Genomic DNA, 24,124 nt, shown 5'->3' with positions numbered 1-24,124 from the left:
CAACAACAATTAGGGGCCACCCCATATGCAAACCTGGCAACAGCTCTACAGCCCGCTCGGCAGTCTCGGCGTGTCCGCACTCGCGGCCGTCATTCCCATCGTGTTCTTCTTTCTCGCGCTGGCGGTGTTCCGCCTCAAAGGCCATGTGGCCGGCAGCATCACTCTCGCGCTATCAATTGCCGTGGCGATCTTCGCGTTCCAGATGCCAGTGGATATGGCCTTCGCCGCCGCCGGTTATGGTTTCGCCTACGGTCTGTGGCCGATTGCCTGGATCATTGTCGCGGCGGTATTCCTCTACAAACTGACCGTCAAAAGTGGTCAGTTCGAGATCATTCGCAGTTCGGTGTTATCGATTACTGACGATCAGCGCCTGCAAGTGCTGCTGATCGGTTTCTGCTTCGGCGCGTTCCTCGAAGGTGCTGCCGGTTTTGGCGCGCCCGTGGCGATTACTGCCGCACTTCTTGTCGGGCTGGGCTTCAACCCGCTGTACGCCGCCGGCCTGTGCCTGATCGCCAACACCGCACCGGTGGCGTTCGGCGCACTGGGGATTCCGATCATCGTTGCCGGCCAAGTGACCGGCATCGATGCGTTCAAAATCGGCGCCATGACCGGTCGGCAACTGCCGCTGCTCTCGCTGTTCGTGCCGTTCTGGCTGGTGTTCATGATGGATGGCCTGCGCGGCGTGCGTGAAACCTGGCCCGCTGCACTGGTGGCTGGCCTGAGCTTCGCCGTCACCCAATATTTCACTTCGAACTTCATTGGCCCAGAGCTGCCGGACATCACCTCGGCCCTGGCCAGCCTGATTTCCCTGACCCTGTTCCTCAAGGTCTGGCAGCCGAAACGCACCGCAGGCGCGCAGATCGCTGGCGCCACATCCAGCGCCGCGATCACCGCCAGCGCCGGTGGTTTCGGTCAGAAACGCACAACCGTAGCTTCGCCTTACAGCCTTGGGGAAATTTTCAAAGCTTGGTCGCCGTTCCTGATCCTCACCGTGCTGGTGACCATCTGGACGCTGAAGCCTTTCAAGGCGATGTTCGCCGCCGGCGGTTCGATGTACAGCTGGGTGTTCAACTTCGCGATTCCGCACCTTGATCAGTTGGTGATCAAAACCGCACCGATCGTGGCCACCCCGACGGCCATTCCGGCAGTGTTCAAACTCGATCCGATTTCCGCGACCGGCACGGCGATTTTCTTCTCCGCGCTGATCTCGATGCTAGTGCTGAAGATCAATTTCAAAACTGGTCTTACCACTTTGAAAGAGACCTTCTACGAACTGCGCTGGCCAATTCTGTCGATCGGCATGGTGCTGGCGTTCGCCTTCGTCACCAACTATTCCGGCATGTCTTCGACCATGGCGCTGGTATTGGCGGCGACGGGCTCTGCCTTCCCGTTTTTCTCGCCGTTCCTGGGGTGGCTGGGCGTGTTCCTCACCGGTTCCGATACATCGTCCAACGCGCTGTTCAGTTCGCTGCAAGCAACCACTGCACACCAGATCGGCGTCAACGACGTCCTGCTGGTGGCGGCGAACACCAGCGGCGGCGTGACCGGCAAAATGATCTCGCCACAATCGATCGCCGTGGCCTGCGCCGCGACCGGGCTGGTGGGCAAGGAATCGGATCTGTTCCGCTTCACCCTCAAGCACAGCCTATTCTTTGCAACGATTGTCGGCCTGATCACCCTGGCTCAGGCCTACTGGTTCACCGGCATGCTGGTGCACTAAACCTACAAGAAGCATGGAAAAAACCGACGCCGGTTCGTGATGCCGGCGTCAGCAATTCACCACCCGGTCTGTAAGGCTGCTGAAAGCAAGGTTCTCTATATTCAGCAGCCGCAACAGACGGATAACCGGGACCACCCGGAGACACGCCTGATGAGCGAGCTTTTTTACAACGCTGTGCCGAACGCGACCCGCGTGGCACCGCCACTGCCCGAACCTCGGCAATACCCCAGCGAGAAACCGTCGAGGGTCTATTTGTTCGGGACGTGCGTGGTTGACCTGTTCTACCCCGAAGCCGGGATGGACGCGATCCACTTGCTGGAGCGCGAAGGGATTCGGGTCGAGTACCCGCAAGGGCAAAGCTGCTGCGGCCAACCCGCCTACACCTCGGGTTACACCGAGCAGGCGCGGACGGTGGCGCGCTCGCAACTGGCGCTGTTTGCCGGCGATTATCCGGTGGTGGTGCCGTCAGGTTCCTGCGCCGGCATGCTGCGCGAACATTACGCCGACTTGTTCAAGGACGAGCCGGACACGTTGAAACAGGTTCAGGCCCTCGCGGCCCGCACCTATGAACTGGCCGAGTTCCTGTTGTTTGTCTGCAAGGTGCAGCTCAAGGACAGCGGCGAACCGGTCAAAGTCGCCCTGCACACTTCGTGTTCGGCGCGCCGCGAAATGAACACCCACCTGCACGGCCGCGAGTTGTTGGCGCAGTTGAGCAACGTGGAAAGGGTCAACCATGACCACGAAAGCGAATGCTGTGGCTTCGGCGGAACATTCAGCGTCCGTATGCCAGACATTTCCGGCGCGATGGTGGCTGACAAGACCAAATCGTTAAAGGATTCCGGCGCGCATAAGGTATTGAGCGCCGATTGTGGCTGTTTGATGAACATCAACGGCGCATTGGAGAAACAAAAAGAAACGCTACGCGGGCAACATCTCGCCAGCTTTCTGTGGCAACGAACCGGGGGTGCGCAATGAGCACTTCCGCGATTATTCCTACGGTCGCCGTAGAAGAAGATTTCCGCACCCGGGCGCACAACGCCCTCGGTGATCAGCAACTGCGGAACAACTTCCGCACTGCGATGGATTCATTGATGGTCAAGCGGGCAGCGGCTTTCAGCGATGCCCACGAAAGAGAACATTTGCGCGCACTGGGCAATTCGATCAAAGCCCGCGCGCTCTCCAAGTTGCCCGACCTGCTCGAGCAACTGGAACAGAACCTGACCCGCAACGGTGTGACAGTGCACTGGGCGGAAACGGTGGACGAGGCCAATGGCATCGTCTTATCGATCATCCGTGCTCACGAGGCGCGGCAAGTGATCAAGGGCAAATCGATGGTCAGCGAAGAGATGGAGATGAACCATTTCCTCGAGGCTCAAGGCATTGAATGCCTGGAGTCCGACATGGGGGAATACATCGTCCAGCTCGACCACGAGAAGCCTTCACACATCATTATGCCGGCGATCCACAAGAATGCCGGTCAGGTCGCGTCCTTGTTCCACGACAAACTTGGCGTGGAATACACCAAGGACGTTGACCAACTCATTCAAATCGGTCGCAAAGTCTTGCGGCAGAAATTCTTCGAAGCGGACATCGGCGTCTCCGGTGTCAACTTCGCCGTGGCCGAAACCGGCACCCTGCTGCTGGTGGAAAACGAAGGCAACGGCCGCATGACCACCACCGTGCCGCCGGTGCACATCGCCGTCACCGGCATCGAAAAGGTTGTCGAAAATCTCCGCGATGTAGTGCCGCTGCTGTCACTGTTGACCCGCTCGGCGCTGGGTATTCCGATCACCACTTACGTCAACATGATCTCCGGTCCGCGCAAGGAACACGAACTCGACGGCCCGCAGGAAGTGCATCTGGTGCTGCTCGACAACGGTCGCAGCCAGGCTTTCGCCGACAGTGAATTGCGCCAGACCTTGAACTGCATCCGCTGCGGCGCCTGCATGAATCATTGCCCGGTCTACACCCGCGTCGGCGGTCACACGTATGGCGAGGTGTATCCCGGGCCGATCGGCAAAATCATCACCCCGCACATGGTCGGTCTGGCGAAAGTCCCGGATCACCCGAGTGCATCTTCGCTGTGCGGCGCCTGCGGAGAAGTGTGTCCGGTAAAAATTCCTATCCCGGCGATCCTGCGACGCCTGCGCGAAGAAAACGTCAAAGCCCCGGACAGCCCGCACCAAGTGATGCGCGGTCAGGGCAGCAAATATTCGCGCAAGGAACGTTTTATCTGGAACGCCTGGGCGAAACTCAATAGCTCTCCAACCTTGTATCGATTGTTCGGTTTCTTCGCCACGCGCCTGCGTGCCCTGACCCCGAGCAACGTCGGCCCTTGGACACAAAACCACAGCGCGCCAAAACCCGCCGCTCGCTCACTGCATGACATGGCCCGCGAGCATCTGGCCAAACAGGGAGACCGCTGATGAGCGCCAAGCACAATATCCTCGGCAAACTGCGGAAAAGTCTGACTGGCACCACGCCAATTGCCGACGACTTCGATGTCGATCTGCTGACGCAGCCTTACACCTACACTGCCGAACAGCGCATTCCGCAACTGCGCAAACTGATGGAAGCGGTACACACCGAAATCCACATGACCTCAGACGCAGAATGGCCGGCGCTGCTCGAGCAACTGCTGCACGACCGTCAATTGCCGAGCCTGCTGATCGCGCCGACTACAGCGCATGGGCAACGCATCACACAGCATTGGGCGAACAATCCTGATCTGCCTGCACTGAAATCCTACGACCGGCCGATGGAAGAGTGGAAAGCCGAGCTGTTCGACGACACCCCGGCCAGCCTCACCGGCACCCTCGGCGCGATTGCCGCCACCGGCAGCCTGATCATCTGGCCAACCCGCGAAGAACCGCGCTTGATGAGCCTGGTACCGCCGGTGCATTTCGCCCTGCTCAAGGCCAGCGAAATCCGCGACAACTTCTTTCAGGTGCAACATGAATTCAATTGGGCGCAAGGTATGCCGACCAATGCACTGCTGGTCTCCGGTCCGTCGAAAACCGCCGACATCGAGCAAGTGCTGGCGTACGGCGCGCACGGCCCGAAAGACCTGGTGGTGTTGATCCTGGAGGACCAATGACGCTTCCAGCAAACTTCCTGCGTGATGCGCAGCAATTGATTCCGGCCGAGCGCCGTTTTGATGACCCTTTATCGACCCTGGCCTTCGGCACCGACGCCAGTTTTTATCGGCTGATTCCGCAACTGGTGATTCGCGTCGAATCGGAAGACGAAGTCGTCGCCCTGCTGAAACTGGCCCAGCGCGACCGTGTTCCGGTGACGTTCCGCGCGGCGGGCACCAGCCTGTCGGGTCAAGCGATCAGCGATTCGGTTTTGATTGTGCTTGGGGATAACTGGAACGCGCGCGAGATTCGTGGCCAAGGTATGCAAATTCGCCTGCAACCTGGTGTGATTGGCGCGCAAGCCAACGCGTGGCTGGCCCCGTTCGGACGCAAGATCGGCCCGGACCCGGCATCGATCAACGCCTGCAAGATCGGTGGCATCGTCGCCAACAACGCCAGCGGCATGTGCTGCGGTACCGCGCAGAACACCTATCACACACTGGCCGGGATTCGTCTGGTGCTGGCCGATGGCACGCGACTGGATACCGAAGACGCTGCCAGTGTCGCAGCGTTTCGCAGCAGTCACGGCGATCTGCTTGAACGCTTGGCGACCCTGGGCCGCGAGACCCGCGCCAACGCCGAACTGGCTGCACGAATTCGCCACAAATATCGTCTGAAAAATACCACCGGCCTGTCGCTCAACGCCTTGGTGGATTTCGATGAGCCTGTGGATATCTTGAGCCACTTGCTGGTCGGCTCCGAAGGTACGCTCGGCTTCATCAGCGCAGTGACTTACGACACCGTGATCGATCACCCGAACAAGGCCTCGGCGCTGATCGTCTTCGCGGATGTGGAGACCTGCTGCAACGCGGTCACCGTGCTGAAAAGCCAACCAGTGTCTGCGGTCGAATTGCTCGATCGACGCAGCCTGCGCTCGGTGCAAGACAAACCGGGCATGCCCGCTTTCGTACAACAGCTGTCGAACAATGCCTGCGCGCTGCTGATCGAATCCCGCGCTGCATCTTCCACTTTGCTGCAGGAACAACTGGCGCAGATCATGACGTCGCTCAGTGGTTTCCCGGTAGAGAAGCAAGTCGATTTCAGCGAAGACCCTGTGGAAAACGCCAAGCTCTGGGCGATCCGCAAGGACACCTTCCCCGCCGTCGGCGCCGTGCGCAAAACCGGCACCACGGTGATCATCGAAGACGTGACTTTCCCAGTCGAACAACTGGCCATCGGCGTGAACCGCCTGATTGCCCTGTTCGATAAACATGCCTACGACGAAGCGATCCTTTTCGGACACGCGCTGGAAGGCAATCTGCACTTCGTCTTCACTCAAGGCTTCAACAACCCGGAGGAAGTCGCACGCTATCAGGCGTTCATGGATGACGTCGCGCAATTGGTGGCGGTGGAATTCGGCGGTTCGTTGAAGGCTGAACACGGCACCGGCCGCAACATGGCGCCCTTCGTCGAACTGGAATGGGGCAGCGACGCCTATCAATTGATGTGGCAGCTCAAACGTCTGCTCGACCCGAACGGCATTCTCAATCCGGACGTGGTGCTCAGCGAGGATCCACAGATCCACCTCAAGCATTTGAAGCCGCTGCCTGCCGCTGACGAGATTGTCGATAAATGCATCGAGTGCGGTTTCTGCGAACCGGTCTGCCCGTCGAAAGGCCTGACCCTGAGCCCGCGCCAGCGCATCGTGATCTGGCGCGATATTCAGGCGAAGAAACGTGCCGGCATCGATACCCGTGAACTGGAAGAAGCCTACGAGTACCAAGGCATCGAAACGTGCGCGGCGACCGGCCTGTGTGCGCAACGTTGCCCTGTAGGTATCAATACCGGCGAGCTGGTGAAAAAACTCCGTGGCCGACAGGCGACACATCAGAAAACTGCTGACTGGATTGAAGGAAATTTCGCCAAGACCCTGCAAGGCGCACGATTCACCCTGCATGTAGCCAACGGTGCGCGGATGCTGCTCGGTGCGCCGCGCCTGGCGAAGCTTTCGGCAACGCTGACGCGACTGTCCAAAGGCCAGGTGCCGCTATGGACCAACGCGATGCCGCAACCGGAAAAAGCCATTCGCTTCAGCCCGAGCGTCTCGGATGAACGTCCGCGCGTGGTGTACCTGGCCGCGTGCGTGTCGCGGGTCATGGGCCCGGCAGCCGGTGACAAAGAGCAGATGTCGCTCTATGACAAAACCCGTGGACTGCTGGAAAAAGCCGGTTACCAAGTGGTCTTCCCGGACAACCAGGACAACCTCTGCTGCGGTCAGCCCTTCGCCTCCAAAGGCTACGCCGAGCAGGCCGAACACAAACGCCAGGAGTTGATCAGCGCACTGCTGCATGCCAGTCGCGGCGGGCTCGATCCGATCTACTGCGACACCAGCCCGTGCACGCTGCGGCTGGTGCAGGACGTAGGAGAAACTCGTCTGGATCTGTACGACCCGGTGCGCTTCATCCGTACGCATCTTCTCGACCGACTGGACTTCACTGCGCAAGACGCACCGATTGCCGTGCACGTGACCTGCAGCACGCAACACCTGGGCGAAAGCCAGGCGTTGATCGATCTGGCGCGCAAGTGCAGCAACACCGTGGTCATTCCCGAAGGCATACATTGCTGCGGGTTTGCCGGCGACAAGGGCTTCACCACACCAGAGCTGAACAGCCATTCGCTGCGCTCGCTCAAGGATGCGGTGCAGCATTGCAGCGAAGGGATTTCCACCAGCCGCACCTGTGAGATCGGTCTGACGCAACATGGCGAAATTGACTACCACGGTCTGGTCTATCTGGTGGATCGGGTGACCCAAGCGAAGGCCCGCTGAAGAAAAATAGAACCCTTGCGCGCGACTGTAGTCCACAGATTAACCCCGACGCATCGGGGTTTTCCTTCCATACGGTTGCCCGTCCTGACGGCCAGCGAAGTCTGGATCCCTCAGTTCAAGGAGATACACATGAAACGTTCTGTACTGTTAGGTCTGTTCGTTACTGCCTCGATGCTGGCTTCCACTTCCTTCGCTGACGGCAAGCCTGCCGACCTCTGCGATGCCAATATTCAGACCATCGACAATGCCAAGGGGCAGCTGTCAGCGAACCCGGAACTGACCCAGCGCGCTGAAACCAGTGTGGCCAAGGCCAAGGCGCTGAAGGCTCAAGGCAAAATCGACGACTGCATTGCAGAAACCTCGCAAACCATCGTCGAACTGCGCAAGTCCACCGGTACCAACAACTGATCAGCGTCGCGGCCAACCTTCGGGTTGGCCTTGTGGGCTGATTGGCGTACACTGCGCAGGCTTGTTGCTCAAACAGCTGTACTGAGCAATGAGTTCGGGGCCGTTTAGGATTCGACGCCGGTTGCGAAACTTTAGGTGCATGCCGACTTGGTAACAGAAGTCGTAAATCCACTGTTGCAACTACTTATAGTTGCCAATGACGACCAATACGGTGTTGCTCTCGCTGCTTAATTGCAGCTGACAATGCTCCTGGTACCTTCGGGTCCAGCAATCATCAGGGGATGTCTGTAAACCCAAAATGATTGTCATATAGAACAGAATCGCCGTGCAGTACGTTGTGGACGAAGCGGCTAAAACTTACACAACTCGCCCAAAGCACCCTGCCCTTCGGGTCGCTGAGGGTTAACTTAATAGAAACGGCTACGCATGTAGTACCGACAGCGGAGTACTGGCGGACGGGGGTTCAAATCCCCCCGGCTCCACCACTTCATCATCTAAAGACGTCCACGGACGTCTTTTTTTGTGCCTGAAATCCAGCAAAATCAAGGCTTTAGGGTCTATTAGCGTCCATGGACGTCCGGCACAATCCACGACATCGGGTATTCCAGATGGTATTCCAAGCCCTTCAGTGGTAATTTTTGGAATACCAATTGATGTCATGGAACACCTCATGTGCGCCCAAGCCACCCGCCTCTCTGACCGCCAGCTCAAAGCGGTAAAGCCGAAAGACAAGGACTACGTCCTCAGCGATGGAGACGGTTTACAGCTGCGCGTGAGGGTCAATGGTTCGACGCTCTGGAATTTCAACTATCGGCAGCCGATCACCAAGAACCGCATCAATATGGGCCTCGGCACCTATCCAGAGCTCTCACTCGCGCAAGCCAGGAAGAAGACGGTCGAAGCCAGAGAGCTTCTCGCCCAGGGCATCGATCCGAAAGAACAACGTAGCGAGTTGGAGCAGACAAAAAGGCAGGCAACCGAGCACACGTTCGAGAACGTGGCATCTGCCTGGTTTGAACTGAAAAAAGATTCGGTCACTCAGGCGTATGCCGAGGACATCTGGCGCTCGCTTACGCTGCATGTCTTTCCATCGCTGGGAACAACACCTATCTCGCAGATCAATGCCCCGAGGGTCATCGAGCTGCTGCGCCCTTTGGAAACCAAAGGCAGCCTGGAGACAGTGAAGCGACTGACCCAACGACTCAACGAGATCATGACCTACGGTGTGAACTCGGGAATGATCTTTGCCAATCCGCTCAGCGGCATTCGGGCCGTTTTCAAGAAGCCGAAAAAGCAGAACATGGCAGCCCTCCGCCCGGAAGAGCTGCCAGAGTTAATGGTCGCCATCGCCAATGCGAGCATAAAGAGAACAACCCGCTGCCTGATCGAATGGCAACTCCACACCATGACCCGCCCTGCGGAAGCCGCCACGACGTCCTGGGCTGACATCGACCTCGACAAGAAAATCTGGACGATCCCGGCGGAACGTATGAAGAAGCGACGCGCTCACGTCATACCGCTGACCGAACACGCACTTGCTCTGATAGAGACGATCAAGCCCTACAGCGGACACAGAGAGTACGTGTTCCCAGCCGACAGAGACCCACGAACTCACTGCAATAGCCAGACGGCAAACATGGCCCTGAAACGGATGGGCTTTGAAGGGCGCTTGGTGAGCCATGGCATGCGCTCCATGGCCAGTACCATCCTCAACGAACAGGGATGGGACCCCGAGTTGATCGAGGTCGCACTTGCGCACGTGGACAAAGATGAGGTGCGTAGCGCCTACAATCGTGCGGATTACATTGAACGCAGAAGACCAATGATGAAATGGTGGAGTGAGCATATTCACCGAGCAGGTATGGGTAGTTTGTCTATGTCGGCCACCCAGGCAGCTACGAGGTTAAAAGCGGTATCAGTACGATAGCTGGCGCAGGATCTCACCACCAGCGAGCTGGGCCTGGCCGACGAGATCGATACTCTCGCGAATCTTCGACGCAGTAACCCAAGGGAATACGCTGCAAGATTTCAAGGCAGATATCTTCGGCAATCAGGCTAAAAATCCCGACCAGATCAACCTAATGATGCTCCACAGCTCGAAGGGGGTAGGGTTTCGGGCTGCTATCATGATGGGCGTGGAGAACGGCGTATTTCCAAGCTCCTGAAATAGGACCGGTAAGCAACTGGCGGAAGCCGCAAGTTTGATCTACGTTGGCGTGACACGTGCAAAAGCACAGGCTCACCTGATGTTTGACTCGCATGAGTCCCAACTAATCACAGCAATTCGAAGTGAATCGCCCCGGATTTTCTAGACACCTTTCAAGCTCATTGCGTAACGCTTTTCAAACTCTATCGGTGACAGCTGATTGTTGAAACCATGCCGGCGTTTTGCGTTGTAGAACATCTCGATGTAATCGAACACATCACTACGAGCATCTTCCCGCGTGGTGTAGATTTTCCGCTTGATTCGTTCCCGCTTTAGAAGCTGGAAAAAGCTCTCGGCCACGGCGTTGTCATGACAGTTGCCTCGGCGACTCATGCTGGCAACTAAATTGTTCGCCTTCAAAAAGCTGCGCCAATCGGTGCTGCTGTACTGGCTGCCTTGGTCGGAGTGAACCATCACCTCCTGTTTCGGTTTACGCCTCCAAACCGCCATCAATAACGCATCAATGGCCAAATCACTGGTCATTTGCGACTTCATTGACCAGCCAACGACCTGACGAGAAAACAGATCCAGGACCACAGCCAAATACAGCCAGCCCTCATAAGTACGAATGTAGGTGATGTCGGTGACCCAAACCTTGTTGGGTTCTACGACATCGAACTGGCGCTTCAGCAAATTGGGTGAGGCAACCGCTGGCTTACCGCCGTACTTTCCAGGGCGTCGTCGATACCCTGTCTGAGAGCGCAGACCCTCAAGACGCATCAGCCTCGCCACACGATGCCGACCACAATCTTCACCGACCTCGCGCAGATCGTCATGGATTTTGCGATAGCCATAAACTCCGCCGCTCTCCAGCCATGAATGCTTGATCAAACCCAGCAATCGCTGGTCGTCTTTAGCGCGTGCAGATTGCGGCTCAGACAACCAAGCGTAATAACCACTGGGGTGGACTTTCAGCGTCAGGCAAAGCCGTCGTATGGAATAGTCGCCTGCTCGCTGCTTGATAAAGGCGTACTTCAGCCGCACTCCTTGGCAAAGTACGCGGCGGCCTTTTTTAAGATGTCTCGCTCTTCAGTGACCCGCTTGAGTTCCGCTCGCAGACGACGCAGTTCGGCGTGCTGATCATCGTCCTGCTGCCGCTCCTCTTGAGGTTTGCTGTAGCGCTTTATCCAGGCATAGAGGCTATGCGTCGACACGCCAAGACGTGCCGCTACATCAGCGACAGGCAGCTTCTTTTCAGTCACTTGATTGACCGCTTGGGTTTTGAATTCTTCGGGGTAACGCGGGTTGCTCATGACACCTCCTAATTGGCCTCAGTTTAAGGCAAAGAGGTGTCTACGAAACCAGGGGCGATTCACAGTGACCCCACAGCTCAATGCAGACTTGATGGGAATAATCTACAAGTCGCACTTTGCCCGGAAGGGGTCACCGTCAAGATCACTTTATGAGCAGATCAGAATGGCTCCTGAGTTCGGCATTTGTCCATTGTGTGCTCAGAGGACCGTCGCCACGGTTGACCATTACTTGCCTCAAACTCGCCACCCCAAGCTCAATTTGACACCGGCCAACCTTGTCCCTGCTTGCTCAGACTGCAACAAACGCAAGCTTGCGGGGGTTGCCACGAGAGCCGAGGATCAAACCCTACATCCTTACTATGACAACCTGGGCAATGAGCGCTGGCTCGTTGTTGAAGTTCGGGCATCTTCGCCACCAACGATATCCTTTGCCGTACGTCCTGCGGGGACATGGAGTGAAGTGCTCACAAAACGCGTGCATCATCATTTTCGAGTTATGGGCCTCGGTGAGCTCTACGCTGCACAAGCTGCCAGTGAAATGGCAGATATCTCTTATTCGCTTGAGGAGGTCGGGGCTAGCTCAGGCCCCGATGGGGTTCGCCAGCATCTTGATGGTCAATTTCGTTCGAGATACGCCCGTGACACCAACTCTTGGAAAACTGCCCTGTACGAAGGGCTCAGAGACTCAGATTGGTTTTGCATTGAAGGCTACCGACTCATCCGTACCCCCCGCGCATAAATGGCATGTCCTATGCGCTGACGAAAATCAGCTTCTACTCTATTGAGAAACCGAAATCATCGGGCACATCCTTGTTTCCAATTGCGCCTTTGACATTGTCAGATTTTTAGTACTAATATCTGACAATGTCAAAACCGGTATTCACTGGGGGCTGGACGAAATGAGCGATGGGCCACATAGAAGCTTGAAGCTGCGAAAGCCATGGAAAGAACTGGCAAAGCGTGCGGACAAAGACACCTACGATGCCTCCCAGATAGCTGATGCTACGAAGCATGCAGTTGCCAGTGACTTCAAAATGGAGGTCTCGTGGCTCCTGATGGAAGCCCTGAAAGCAGTGTTTACCGGCTGTGATAACTCTCTGGAAATTCGAGAAATCGCGCTTACGCAACTTGAAGATGCGAAAGCATTTGCAGCAGCCTCCGTTTTTGGAACGAATCTTGTGGAATGGAGCATCGCCCTTATCCATGAAGGGAAATTTGGAATTGAAGCATTCCATGAGGCAGTAGGCCTCGCCGCCAAAGACCGCTGCCACGCGAACATACGGTCGATCGAAGAACACTACCTTCGCGACTCAAACGAGCAAAGAGCAGAGCACGTGAGTAAGAGACTACAGAATGCCATTTCTACTCTATCGAGCACCCAGCTCGGTCTGGATCTTGTGGGCCCAGAGCCCGTACGAATCGCTCCACCGAGGAAGATGGAAGGTCTTGATGACGGGGTATCGTTGTGATGAACACCTTCCCGCCTAAGGAAATAGCTGTAGATATACTTGAACCTAGCGCCCGCAAAAGAAACGGCGTAATCCCGTGTTACATCGAGAAGAACATCGAGTTCGACCTCGAGGCTCTCGCATCCTTCTCATCCCATGACAAATGGGAGCCCGTAACGTATGACGCACTACTCATAGCCGCTGCAGTTGAGTTCTGTGATCGCTACCTTGTCCGCAGTTCCATGAATTGGGGCCGTCGATTCATCGTTCACGCTCCAGTACACGACGTTGAGCGGTGGTCGAGTAACAAGGTAAACCGAGCGCTCGTCAACGCACTGAACCTTTTGACCGGAGACGACTGGCATTTCAATTTTGGACCTCGAAAACAAGCTGCACAGAGACCGCCGCAAGGCCAAATAGCTTTTCCTTCCGATGCAGAGGCTGTCATTGCCTTCAGTGATGGAATGGACTCACGTGCGGTCTCTGAGCTTGAGAGCAAGCGCCTAGGTAAACGCCTGATTCGTCTTCGAATAGGGAGCAAACAACACGACATTTCAAAAAAGGAACGCCAAAGGATTCCATTCACGGCCATCCCATATTCAGTCAAGCTTGATGATGCAAGAAGCGCTGAGAGAAGTGCACGCAGCCGCGGATTCAAATTCAGCATCATATCGGCAGTTGCGGCGTATCTAATTGATGCTCCAATGGCCATCATCCCCGAAAGCGGACAAGGTGCACTTGCACCTGTGCTCCTTCCTGTTGCACATGGGTATGAGGACTATCGAAATCACCCCGTCTTCACCAAGCTGATGGAGCGCTTTATCGAAGCACTTCTTGGTTACCGATTCCAGTACACCTTTCCCAGGCTTTGGATGACGAAAGGCGAGACCCTGCGCGAGTTTGTGGAAACCTGTGGCCCTAACGTGAATTGGATAACGACCAGGTCGTGCTGGCAGCAATCCCGACAGGTAGCCGTTTCAGGCGCAAGAAGACAGTGCGGCATATGCGCCGCGTGTATGCTTCGCCGCCTTAGCGTTCACGCTGCAGGATTGGAGGAGCCACCAACGAACTATGTATGGGAATCCCTAGACAGCCCGACCTGGGAAACAGGCGCAGCAAAAGAATTCACCAGTTTTACTAAAGCCTTGCGACAATACGCTATCGCAGGGGTGCTTCATTTCGAACACCTTTCTTCGATTCGGGAATCTTCGCAGTACGAACTGATCAAACGCCGCAGAACGAGCGAACTGGCTCGAGCTCTGGCCGAGTCGCCACATACCGTGGCGCAGAACCTTGACAGGCTCTTGCAGCAACATGCCAAGGAATGGTCAGCGTTCACGGGCGATATGAGATCAGAGTCGTTCGTGAGGAAGTGGATAGATGGCGCATCATGACCAAACCAGACTTTGAACTAAACCCAGCTGAACTGGGCGAGCGACTGAAGGTCGCGCGCGAAACCGCGGCCATGACTCAAGACGCAGCTGCCAAAGCAGTTGGCTTTGCTCGAACCACTCTCGTGGCCATTGAAAAAGGGCAGCGCTCTGCAAGGCTCGACGAGATCCAGATGCTTAGTCGCTGTTATGGATTATCTGCCAACTCGTTGCTACGTCGAGAAGCGGTCCATGTGGACCTTGTTCCTCGTTTCCGCTCACTCCCAGACACTGGTGACGCAGGTATCGATCAAGCTGCTCGGATGCTGAATGATCTCGTCAGAGCTGAAGTAGAACTTGAGAACATTTTGGGCGTTCGGAAAACCTCGAATTATCCGACCGAAAAAAGCATCTTACCTGGCGATGTACGTAAACAAGCAGAGCACGATGCACATAGCCTCCGAAGCTGGCTAGGGCTCGGTGAGAGCCCCATCCAAAATCTGTTTTCACTCATAGAGATGCAACTCGGAATTCGTGTTTATAGCCGGAGACTTGAATCGAAAGTGTCTGGGCTATTTGCCTATGACGACGCCGTCGGCGCCTGTATGCTAATAAATGCAGTACATCGGAAGGATCGTCAAACCCAGACTGGCGCCCACGAGCTAGGGCACTTTATAGCGACGCGGCGTCAGCCCGAAATCTATCAAGCCGAAAAGTATGAGAACTCGCGTGAAGAGCGTTACGCGAATGCTTTCGGTAGTGCTTTTCTGACGCCTGCCCGCACTGTCATGGAAAAGTTCAAGGAAGTGACCATTGGATCAACCCACCTCACTCGTCGGCACATCATCCTGCTCGCTAGTTTCTTTGGCATTTCACGCCAAGCGATGGTGATGAGGCTTGAAGAATTGGACCTGACGAAAAAGGGAACGTGGGATTGGTTTATGGATAATGGCGGTATAACCGACGACCAAGCCCAGCAGGTACTAGGCACGATATCTCACGATTCCACGCCTATGGAAGGCGCGCAATCAACCAGGCTTTTTTTGTTAGCTATCGATGCCTGGAAAAAGGATCTAATCAGCGAAGGGCAAATGTCTGATTTGCTTAAGCTCGATCGGTCGAAAGTACGCGAATTGCTTGATGAGGCAGAAGAGGATGAAGTTGATGACCTTTTCAAGCTGCCTCACTGATCAAGATAGCATTCTCGTTCTTGACGCCGGTGTCATCATCAACTTGCTGGCGACCGATCATGCAAGCGCAATCCTGCAAGCAGTTCCGACTCCTATAGTCGTCACCGACAATGTAATACGAGAGATTGAGCTAGGGGCAGCAAACGGCCGGCCTGAACCGAAACAGCTTTTGGAGCTAATCCATAATCAAATTTTAAAGAGAGAAGAGCTCTCTGGCATTGCATTAGAGCACTTCTTCGACTTGGTATCCGGATCCACGGCGGCCTCGCTCGGAGATGGAGAAGCCGCGACACTCGCGCTTGCACATTGCAACAGTTTCACCGCTGTCATTGATGAAAAAAAAGCAACCAAGATCTCCTCTGAACGCTTTGAAAATCTACGCCTGATTACGACGGTGGATATTCTCGCCTATGAACCTGTGCGGATTTCACTCGGAGATGAAGTGCTAGCTATGGCAACGCTTCAGGCGTTGAAAAACGCCAGAATGCAAGTTCGAGAAGCCCAATTCGACTGGATTCAAGAGGTGATCGGTTGTGAGAATGTAAGGTTCTGCCCAAGCCTGAGGCGGCTCATAAAACTCAAGGCAGCAGGACGTTGTTGAATCGGTCAGTAATCGGCTAGACAGTAAGGGACCAGTAAACACGCCATGCGTGTTTACGCAGTTTGCACTTGGCTCATCATCCCAACTCATAATCCGCATGCTGATCATCTTTGATCAGGTGCGCATCGCATATTGGACAGGGCGCATACAGCTATTGAGTAGCTGCCTCGAAGACGCTGTGTAAAACCAGGCTTCACAGTGACCGCATTGGTACAATCACCACGACCAAAGACCTTCTGGTGATCATTAGTGATGACCATCACCCTGCCCATGCAGCGACGCATGATGTCGGCCAGCCGCTCAGTCCTCGTCCGGCATACAGCCATTGACGATCCAGCGCGGCTCCCCCTTGATCAGATTCAGTTCAAGCTCGGACCGCCCAGATGTTTCACGCACCCGCTGCAAAACTCGCTCGGGCACGGTGTACACCTGATCGTTATTCACGCCTCTCAGCACCACTTTCAATCGCTCACCCACCGGCACGACTACAGCATTAAAGCCGATGTCACTGATTCGAGGATATAGAACTGGATGAGGGCCACCCAGACTAATGAAGCGATAATTTTCCAGCCATTGAAAACGTAAGAGATTTCCATTATCCAACGGAAAATTCCCAATGCCGTCATAGCGCCGCAACGTCAGACTCATCGCATCGTCGAGACTCATCTGACTAGGCCTCACGGTTTTCTCACGGTAATTGAAACAACCATAAGGCGATGGCACTTTCAGCAAGAGATCAATCGTACCCCGTGAGTCATGGAGCCCTTCATCCAGCACGCGACAGCCTGGCTGCTCACTGTTTTCAGGCAAGGCGCAATTGTAGTTTTTCAAGTTTGGCCTCAGTCCCATCCTTGCCATCGCCATTCGGGCATACTGCGTGACCGCCATGCCGGCACCTTTTTTGTAGGAGTCACCCAAGTCCGAGTGCGCTCCCGGTACTTCAATCGTCACAATCCGCTGAGGAAAGTAAAACAGTTTCGCCAGAGGATTATTTTCGTACCCATCATCGGCATCGACCACCAGCCCGAAAAACTTGCGAGTTTCGTTCTGGGCCACAAAGTGGTATGCGAACTCCAGATTCGCTGGTAACGCCAGATCCAGATAGTTCGCCATCCCGGTTGCTACCGTATCGAACAACAACGCGTAGGACCGCACTGTGAGCGCTTCACCCCAAACGTTCACCAACGGCTTACTGGCCAACAGATTAAGGAAATATCGAGACGTTGCCGCCCCCCGACTGAAGCCGATGACAACGACACGAATCTCCCTGACCCCGGAATCCAGATTCGTAATTTTGGACTCTACGTCTGCTACGGCCCGACGGGCCGATAGCCAGGTACTCCAGCCAATCGCCGAATCAAAGGGGCATGCCACCCAGGAAGGACAACCCGGACCCCGATAGTAAATCGCCGACAAAGCATCCACAGGGATAGACGCCTTTTCACTCCCCTTGCGAATTTCATCGACAACATCCTGATAAAGCCTGCCAACCACCGTGGCGTTTTCCGAGTCAGGAGTATTGAAGAGGTCGTTGTTGGTGCCATCAAACGCCACGACCAGGGTATATACACCCGACTCGCCATTGTTGACCCTCGGCAATATGAAAGAGGACATTCCCCCCAAGTCATGAAGCCTGGTTTTCTGCTCTTCGGAAATCGGCACTTCACGACTGCCGGAAAATAAACTGGAGCAACCTGATAGCACCAGACAAAACAGAAGAACCGCGTAATTTCTTGGTAGCTTTCTCACTCAAACGTTTCCCGCTAGCGGACATCGATCACCTTCGCCGACGTCTTAATAGCTCTATATCGGCAGTACCAATTGCTCCTTGATTGATTGCCAGCCTCGAGATGCTGCCCTGATATGTAGCGATGTCGCGCCGAAGCCCAACCGAAGACCCGATCGGGGGAGTCGTTCCGGGATACATGACTTAGTTGCAGGATGCTTATGACCGCGAACAACTCACCCGCTACGACCATCGGGAGGCATGCTGTGTCCATTGAGCCCAGGCTCACTGGAACCCTGAGTCATTGATCAACGCCGCCTCAGTCTCAGGAATGTTTTCTGTCGCTAATAGCCGACATATCAGAACTGCCGAAAACGAAAGGAGTAACTGTGGAACTGGACGCAGAACGGTAAGCGGTTGGCTAATACACCTGTACATTTCTTTCACGTCATTCACCTTTGGTCGCTTAAAGTCGCACGCCGCTTTGCCATTCCCTCGCCTGCTGACTTCTGTTGGCCGACTTCGGCAGCTCGCCAAGGCCGTGCTGAGTCGTTCCCGCCCTAGCAATCAGATCGCTTATTAAAAGAGTTTCTACGATTCAAAAAAATCACAGCCCTACATTACTGCCATGACAATCCCTCTATGGAGACATCCCATGTCATCGCAGTGCCCCCTCTGTAACTCCTCCAAAATTTCCTCACTCAGAAACGCTATGAAAATTGGCGCAGCCATTGGCACCGTTGGCGGCGCGGCGCAGGGCGCAAGCTCTGCACTAGCAGGCGGCCGGTTCGGCGCTGCTGTCGGTGCTATTGCCGGACCGCTAGGTCTCACCCTGGGCGCAATCTCCGGAGCAGTCCTCGGCGGCCTCGCTGGTGGTGTTGGAGGGTGCGCGCTTGGTGCTCAGCTTGGCGAAAAACTGGATCGTCACGTCCTGGCGAACAATCTCTGCCTCCTCTGTGGTCATCGCTTCAACTTGCCCGCCTGATCCACAACCCACCTTTTCCCGGACAGTGCTGCGCGTTACGCAGCGCTTATGCCGCACTGTGTTCAAAAGGATTTTTCGCATGAAATATCACAAGCTCAAAGCCGGTGAAACGACCGGAACCTATGTCATGGAATCCCCTGTCACAGAGGCCGACATCCTGCAGATGGCTCAACAACTAGCGATGAGTCGCCTGTCTAAAGGCAGGGCACTGACTGATCCGAAGCAGGTATTCAGCCACTTGCAGACACTGCTGCAGTATCACGAGCACGAAGTTTTTGCCTTGTTACTGCTCGATACTAAACATCGGGTAATCAGCTTTCGGGAGCTATTCAGAGGCACCCTTGACGGTGCAAGCGTGTACCCGCGGGAGGTGGTCAAGATCGCCCTAGAGCAAAACGCCGCAGCCGTGATTTTGGTGCACAACCACCCATCCGGCGATCCCGAGCCCAGTCAGGCTGACCGCTCGCTGACGAACACGCTCAGAGAGGCGCTGAATCTGATTGGGGTAAGAACGCTGGACCACATCATCGTTGGCAGTGACGGCTGTACATCGCTGGCGGAACAGGGCTACCTGTGAGGGAAGAAGCATGAAGCGACTGGTACTGATTTTCGCAACCATGTTCATGTTCGTCGGCATTCTTGCCGGGTGCATGACCGCGCTACTTTTTTTGGTTCTCATGGTGCGGTTTCCGCCACTGCTGATTGCAGCTGTACTGACTTGCCTGATTTTCAGTCGGCTACGGAGCACTGCAAATAACACATCTGGATAAACGTAAGCATCAACCGACGCCCATCGCTAGCAGGCGATGGACGTCGGTTGATGTATGGTTTTTTTTTCACCCAATCTGCTGCAGCTTCAGACCGCAGACTTGCCCTGTGGACAAGGGCGGCTCTGAGGCAGTCGTCAATGATTGCTAAACGGTACGCAGTTGGCTTCCATCCCCCTACTCCACAATCGCTTTCAACAACGCATCCCGTGCATCCTGGTAGAACTGGATGTCGATCTTTGTTGCCATGTCATCAGATAGGTCATACAGCTGGCGCCTTGCTGTGACAGGCATGAGCAGCACGCTTGCGCCCTTCTCTACCGCCAGCTCGGCAATGTTCACTGCGCTGCTAATCGGCTCGATCGAGCCGCCCAGGTTTATCTCGCCGACGACGATCACTCCGCCCTTCACCGACTTTTTCAGCAAGCTGCTACACATCGCAATCAGCGCCGCCATGCCCAGTTTGGAACCGCGTTTGGCGGCGTCGTAGGCTCTGAGCTGAACGGAGAACTCATGGGCGCGTGGGTCGCGGTCTCCGATGAGCTGAGTTGCTCTGGAATACAAGTTCTGCTCGGCATAGCGCAGCGACTCCTTGAAGGCTGCGGGTGCCGGATTATTGAGTATGCGTACTCCAGATCCAGGGCCTTCATTCACCTCGATGCGATACAGGCCAGCGTTGTCGTCGATGTCCGCCCCACCTTCGCTGATGGTCCAGATCTGGCCCGGTTCCAGTGGGTCATCACCGATTTCGTTGTCGGCGCGCAGCTCCGGCGTAGCCACGAACTTCTCGATCCCGTCATCACCGATGAAGTAACTGAAGTGGGTGTTACGAAACTCGGCGGCTCCGACTCGCTTTTGCTGTTCCTTGACCCGACGCCGTACCTCAAGCCCTAAACGAGTAGCCCATTCCAAATCTTCGTCGGACACAACCATGTCCTGACCTGGATACATCAGCTTGAGCAAGCCGGAGACGGTTTTGTTGACCGCATTGGTATCGCGACCACTGAGTGCTCCGCCCAGGTGAACGCGATTCTGCATGGCAGATACGCGGCTCTGGAAACGCAGGCGACTCATACATTCGGAGAAGAAATCACTGACCAGGCCAAAGTGGTCGGTGGTCAGAGTCTTGTTCATTTTAGGTACATCCCAGCCAGGTAGATAGCAATGGATACGGTCCATCCAGGCAGTGTCATCACGCATCTCTGCTGGGAGTGGGCCAAACAGATGGCCTACTCGCTGCTGGTGTTCGACATCGACATCGAAGTTACCGACAAACACCATGGAGCCATCGGCTCGAATGCTTTCCTTCCCACGACTGAACTCGCCGGACTCCATGTAGCCCTTCATGATGTTGATCCCTTCCTTGGTATCGAAGGAGATCCCACTGACCTCATCAAAGCAAACCACATCGTACTGGCACACCAAGCCGCGCTGCCCGCTGGCGTTGTTGACGAACATCTTGGCGATGGTCGCCTTGCCGCCTGAGATCAAATGCGCGTAGGGCGATATTTGCTGAAATAGGTGACTCTTGCCCGTGCCCCGCGGCCCCAGCTCGACCATGTTGTAGTTGCGCTCAACGAACGGCACCATGCGAAGCATGATGGCGTCTATAGCTCGCGGTGACAGCGCGCTTGGCTCCAGGCCGATGGAGCGTGTGAGGAAATCCCGCCACTCTTCGCTGCCGAATCGGGTGCGCGCCTCTGCCATGATATCCAACACATTGCGCTTGGACATTTGGATGGGGCGCAACTCTGCAATGCCAAAGGCGTGCCCCTTTTCCTCAGCAATGATGCTGTCGTACTCCAGCGTCACCTCAGCATAAAAGCCACCGGTCAGCAGACGCTCGTTGTCATCAACAATTTTGTCTGGGATGCGCACACGATTGAGATTCAAGCTGGGCAACGACGCCAGGTAGCCACCTTCCTTTTCTACAAACCGCACGCTGACAATATCGATCAGTTTGGCAGAGCCGGTTTTATAGGCGCGTGCCTTGAACAGCTCTTCTTCGCCGGCACGCACGGTACGATCGGACAGCTGTCGCTGAACGATTTCCAAACCCTCTTCGATTTCAATGGGATCGGTTGAAGCGCAATATCTACCCAGCATGAACTCGACGACATAGGTCGGAACCGGAAATTGACGCGCAAAAGTGCGCACCAGGTCTTTGCGAACCAAGTACCCCTCAAAGACCTCCGCGGACTTACGGTCCAGCGTATCCATTTCCACTTACTCGTCTCCTACCAAAGTTGGTTTTTTCGCGAGCACGTTGCCCTGGTCATCCAGCAGCACTAATACAGCAGTAGTGCCCTCATACTGGTCATCTACCAATAGAGTGCACTTGCCTTCTTTTAGCGGCTTGCGCTTGGTGATCTCTGAATCCGGGTCAGCCGGGTGCGTTCTGAGTACCGCCAGTACCCCTTCAGCACTGGTTTGCGCCTGGACTTTACAGGTCAATCCCACCCAGCGCAGATCCGAGAGTGTTGCAGAGATCGCTGAGGTAGTGACTGGGACTTGTGTGCTGCGTACCTCTAGCACCGGCGTCAAACACTCCTGCAGGCTTAGGCCACCGTGATCATAGTGCTGTCCTGCCTTGAAACTACAGGCACCTGGAGCCATGGCAATACTGACGGCACCGTTCCAGTACCAACCTACCTGTTGATAACCGCTGTCCACAGAATCCTTGATGACCGCGCAGCGGCCCCAGCGCGTTTCGGTCAAGTGTTTGGGCAATTCGACCTTCACCATCGGTGCGGGCGTCAGCATCCAGCCATGGTCGGTGACGATGCGAATTTTGCGCCAGCCTGCAGCCAGGAGCTCTTCAACCCGCTCCACGACTTCAGCCAGTAAGGTATCAATTCGCGCCGCCAGCTTGAGCCCCTTCACGTGGCCTTCTTTGTCAATATCGCCGCTTTGAACCCAAGCATTGGACACAGGATCGCCTGAATCGCCCTCATCCAAATATTGCCAGCCTTTTTCCTGCAGAAACTTCTTCAGGTAATAAGCTGAGAAGTCCTTGTCTTCGTCTAGCAAGCTGGGCTCAAAATCCCGATCGGTGGTTCTGCCAGTCAATCGGTTATGCACCGGCGTTACGGCTGCTTTCGCGGTCGACGTCACTGAAGGCAAAGCTGCCCAGTTTGTAGAAAGCGTTACTGCTCCCAATCCTTGCAGAGCCTGATTCAGACGCTGGGCAATGTCGTAGCGTAGGCCGTCTACGAAAAATACCACTTCACCACCCGCGGCATACTCAGCCGTGGCTTCATTCACCTGGTTGCTACCCGGATAGCCCCTAGATTTGATCACACCTTGGAAATTGCGCGTCACCTCATCCAACCATGGGGTGTAGATCAGCGCGAGGATCTGCTGCACAAGAACTTGCTGACTTGCGGACAAGGGGGAAGCCAAGGCTTTGAGCATCTGATCATCAGCCTGCCAATAGTGCTCCCGATACTGCGCCGCCATTTCCTCTGCATCAACGCCGGAGAAGACCTTTGTGGTCTTCTGAGCCACTTGGCTCAGGTGACCAAGCACGCCTGCCAACGGAGCCAGATCAAGCTCAAACCAAATCCAAGTACGCCGTTGAGCATGCCGTTGCTCAAGGGTCTGCAGGCTTTGGCGAACCTGAGTAGCATCTTGCTCAAGCAACTGCTGTAGCGTCTGCTCCAGGTATCCCTCTTCACTCAAATTGATAGCCGGATAGCTTTCACCGCTGGAAGCCAAATCAGGCTGGACCTTGAGCATTAACTGCGGCAAGAACGGGTAGTGGCGGCAAGACTCAGCATAGCGTTGCCAAACACCGTCCCAGATACCCTGGCGTTGGCACAGCAATTCGGCGGCCGTCAACTCTCCATCCTGTTCAGGATTGAAGTGGTATTCGGTTTCGCAGATGCCGACCAGTGCTTGCCAGCGTGACCCGTCCCAGCGCTCACGGCAGCTTTTGCTGTCATTCATCCAACTGAGTAAATCACGCACCGGGTCGCTGCTAACTAGCTTATTGAAATCTGCAGCCTCGAGCCGGCGGTTGCACAGCTCATCACGCTCGCTTTCCAGAATCTCAGGTAAAACACGCAGCATGGCTTGTTGGGATTTCTCATCCTTGGCGACATCCAGCCCTGCTCCGCCGTTACTGGAGATCAGAAAGGCGTTCACCGTCCAATCACGGCCAGAGTTGTTGTAGATCCACCAACAACCTCGGTACTGCAGCTCAGCCAGCGGTTTGAGGTCGTCCGGGCAAGCACCGATTGCACGCAAGTCGCGGCGTTCCACGCCCGGTAAATACAGGATCGGCGTTCGATCGGCTGGGAGCTCGATGCTGGGCAGCGCATTCTCCACAACACATTTGATCCAGATGGCTGGACCTACTTTCTTTTCGGGGGCGTAGTCACCCAACACGATCAGCTCAGGCATTGCAGCTCGTAACAATGGCAATGCTGGCTCCCACTGGCGCAGGGTGTCCGTCCACAGAATTACGCTGGGAGCGACTTGCACATTGGAGTTGTAGGCAGCGCTGTTCCGGATTTCGTTGGCCAGCAAATCAATCAGTTTCATA

18 protein-coding genes and 1 other RNA gene are annotated in these 24,124 nt (G+C 55.5%); 15 read left to right on the top strand and 4 right to left on the bottom strand.

Features of this window, described 5'->3' with window-relative positions; translation table 11 throughout:
* Nucleotides 1-25: 25 nt before the first annotated feature.
* The 8 genes from C2E19_RS05185 (at nucleotide 26) to C2E19_RS05150 (ending at nucleotide 9,959) form a co-directional block, all read left to right on the top strand.
* Nucleotides 26-1,720, top strand: a complete 1,695-nt coding sequence (locus tag C2E19_RS05185) for a lactate permease LctP family transporter (protein WP_129388918.1) — start codon at nucleotides 26-28, stop codon at nucleotides 1,718-1,720.
* 150 nt (nucleotides 1,721-1,870) lie between these two features.
* A complete protein-coding gene (locus tag C2E19_RS05180) occupies nucleotides 1,871-2,695 on the top strand; it encodes a (Fe-S)-binding protein (protein ID WP_129388915.1) in 825 nt (274 codons plus the stop codon).
* Nucleotides 2,692-4,146: a LutB/LldF family L-lactate oxidation iron-sulfur protein gene (locus C2E19_RS05175; protein WP_129388912.1), complete on the top strand. Its 1,455-nt coding sequence runs from the start codon at nucleotides 2,692-2,694 to the stop codon at nucleotides 4,144-4,146. Before C2E19_RS05180 ends, C2E19_RS05175 begins: the two co-directional genes overlap by 4 nt.
* Nucleotides 4,146-4,817 (top strand): lactate utilization protein, encoded by a 672-nt coding sequence (locus tag C2E19_RS05170; RefSeq protein WP_129388909.1) that lies wholly within the window; start codon nucleotides 4,146-4,148, stop codon nucleotides 4,815-4,817. The genes C2E19_RS05175 and C2E19_RS05170 overlap by 1 nt, the downstream gene beginning before the upstream one ends.
* Entirely contained in the window at nucleotides 4,814-7,624 is a 2,811-nt protein-coding gene (locus C2E19_RS05165) for an FAD-binding and (Fe-S)-binding domain-containing protein (RefSeq protein ID WP_129388906.1), read from the top strand. Before C2E19_RS05170 ends, C2E19_RS05165 begins: the two co-directional genes overlap by 4 nt.
* Nucleotides 7,625-7,753: 129 nt before the next feature.
* A complete protein-coding gene (locus tag C2E19_RS05160) occupies nucleotides 7,754-8,032 on the top strand; it encodes a hypothetical protein (protein WP_129388903.1) in 279 nt (92 codons plus the stop codon).
* Between the two features lie 96 nt (nucleotides 8,033-8,128).
* Nucleotides 8,129-8,517: a transfer-messenger RNA gene (ssrA, locus tag C2E19_RS05155) on the top strand.
* A gap of 185 nt (nucleotides 8,518-8,702) precedes the next feature.
* Nucleotides 8,703-9,959, top strand: coding sequence for an integrase domain-containing protein (locus tag C2E19_RS05150; protein WP_057429207.1), 1,257 nt, complete (start codon nucleotides 8,703-8,705; stop codon nucleotides 9,957-9,959).
* Nucleotides 9,960-10,340: 381 nt separating this feature from the next.
* Here C2E19_RS05150 and C2E19_RS05140 read toward each other — a convergent pair.
* Nucleotides 10,341-11,491 (bottom strand): IS3 family transposase gene (locus C2E19_RS05140; RefSeq protein ID WP_129388900.1). Its coding sequence is split into 2 segments (ribosomal slippage): nucleotides 10,341-11,257 and nucleotides 11,257-11,491, totalling 1,152 coding nucleotides; the frame shifts between segments, so codons are not numbered across the junction.
* On the opposite strand from C2E19_RS05140, the gene C2E19_RS29370 reads away from it, so the two are divergent.
* The 5 genes from C2E19_RS29370 to C2E19_RS05115 all read left to right on the top strand — a co-directional run bounded on the left by C2E19_RS29370 (nucleotide 11,490) and on the right by C2E19_RS05115 (nucleotide 16,100).
* Nucleotides 11,490-12,230, top strand: a complete 741-nt coding sequence (locus C2E19_RS29370; RefSeq protein ID WP_129388897.1) for an HNH endonuclease — start codon at nucleotides 11,490-11,492, stop codon at nucleotides 12,228-12,230. The genes C2E19_RS05140 and C2E19_RS29370 overlap by 2 nt on opposite strands.
* Nucleotides 12,231-12,390: 160 nt before the next feature.
* A complete protein-coding gene (locus C2E19_RS05130) occupies nucleotides 12,391-12,960 on the top strand; it encodes a hypothetical protein (protein WP_057429204.1) in 570 nt (189 codons plus the stop codon).
* Nucleotides 12,960-14,333, top strand: a complete 1,374-nt coding sequence (locus C2E19_RS05125) for a 7-cyano-7-deazaguanine synthase (protein ID WP_057429203.1) — start codon at nucleotides 12,960-12,962, stop codon at nucleotides 14,331-14,333. Before C2E19_RS05130 ends, C2E19_RS05125 begins: the two co-directional genes overlap by 1 nt.
* Nucleotides 14,330-15,499, top strand: a complete 1,170-nt coding sequence (locus C2E19_RS05120; protein WP_129388891.1) for an XRE family transcriptional regulator — start codon at nucleotides 14,330-14,332, stop codon at nucleotides 15,497-15,499. Before C2E19_RS05125 ends, C2E19_RS05120 begins: the two co-directional genes overlap by 4 nt.
* Complete coding sequence (locus C2E19_RS05115; RefSeq protein WP_057429201.1) at nucleotides 15,474-16,100, top strand: hypothetical protein; 627 nt, start codon at nucleotides 15,474-15,476, stop codon at nucleotides 16,098-16,100. The genes C2E19_RS05120 and C2E19_RS05115 overlap by 26 nt, the downstream gene beginning before the upstream one ends.
* A 300-nt stretch (nucleotides 16,101-16,400) precedes the next feature.
* Here the strand turns inward: C2E19_RS05115 and C2E19_RS05110 are convergent, their stop codons facing one another.
* Nucleotides 16,401-17,849, bottom strand: a complete 1,449-nt coding sequence (locus C2E19_RS05110; protein ID WP_129388888.1) for a DUF2235 domain-containing protein — start codon at nucleotides 17,847-17,849, stop codon at nucleotides 16,401-16,403.
* Between the two features lie 689 nt (nucleotides 17,850-18,538).
* Between C2E19_RS05110 and C2E19_RS29125 the strand changes: the two genes are divergently transcribed.
* Both C2E19_RS29125 and radC read left to right on the top strand, forming a co-directional pair.
* Nucleotides 18,539-18,811 carry a hypothetical protein gene (locus C2E19_RS29125; protein WP_235814816.1) on the top strand — a complete coding sequence of 91 codons (273 nt, stop codon included), beginning with the start codon at nucleotides 18,539-18,541 and terminating at the stop codon, nucleotides 18,809-18,811.
* 79 nt (nucleotides 18,812-18,890) lie between these two features.
* On the top strand, nucleotides 18,891-19,388 hold the full coding sequence (radC, locus tag C2E19_RS05100) for a DNA repair protein RadC (RefSeq protein ID WP_057429199.1): 498 nt from the start codon (nucleotides 18,891-18,893) through the stop codon (nucleotides 19,386-19,388).
* 367 nt (nucleotides 19,389-19,755) lie between these two features.
* Here radC and brxL read toward each other — a convergent pair whose 3' ends face one another.
* Nucleotides 19,756-21,798, bottom strand: a complete 2,043-nt coding sequence (gene brxL / locus C2E19_RS05090; RefSeq protein WP_217997746.1) for a BREX system Lon protease-like protein BrxL — start codon at nucleotides 21,796-21,798, stop codon at nucleotides 19,756-19,758.
* A gap of 6 nt (nucleotides 21,799-21,804) precedes the next feature.
* A complete protein-coding gene (gene pglZ, locus C2E19_RS05085) occupies nucleotides 21,805-24,123 on the bottom strand; it encodes a BREX-1 system phosphatase PglZ type B (RefSeq protein WP_164979404.1) in 2,319 nt (772 codons plus the stop codon).
* Nucleotide 24,124 lies beyond the last annotated feature (1 nt).

This window comes from Pseudomonas sp. DTU12.3 (assembly GCF_004124275.1).
Lineage (GTDB): Bacteria > Pseudomonadota > Gammaproteobacteria > Pseudomonadales > Pseudomonadaceae > Aquipseudomonas > Aquipseudomonas helmanticensis.
Note: the sequence above shows the minus strand (reverse complement) of the source record. Positions and strands in the feature narration are given on the sequence as shown.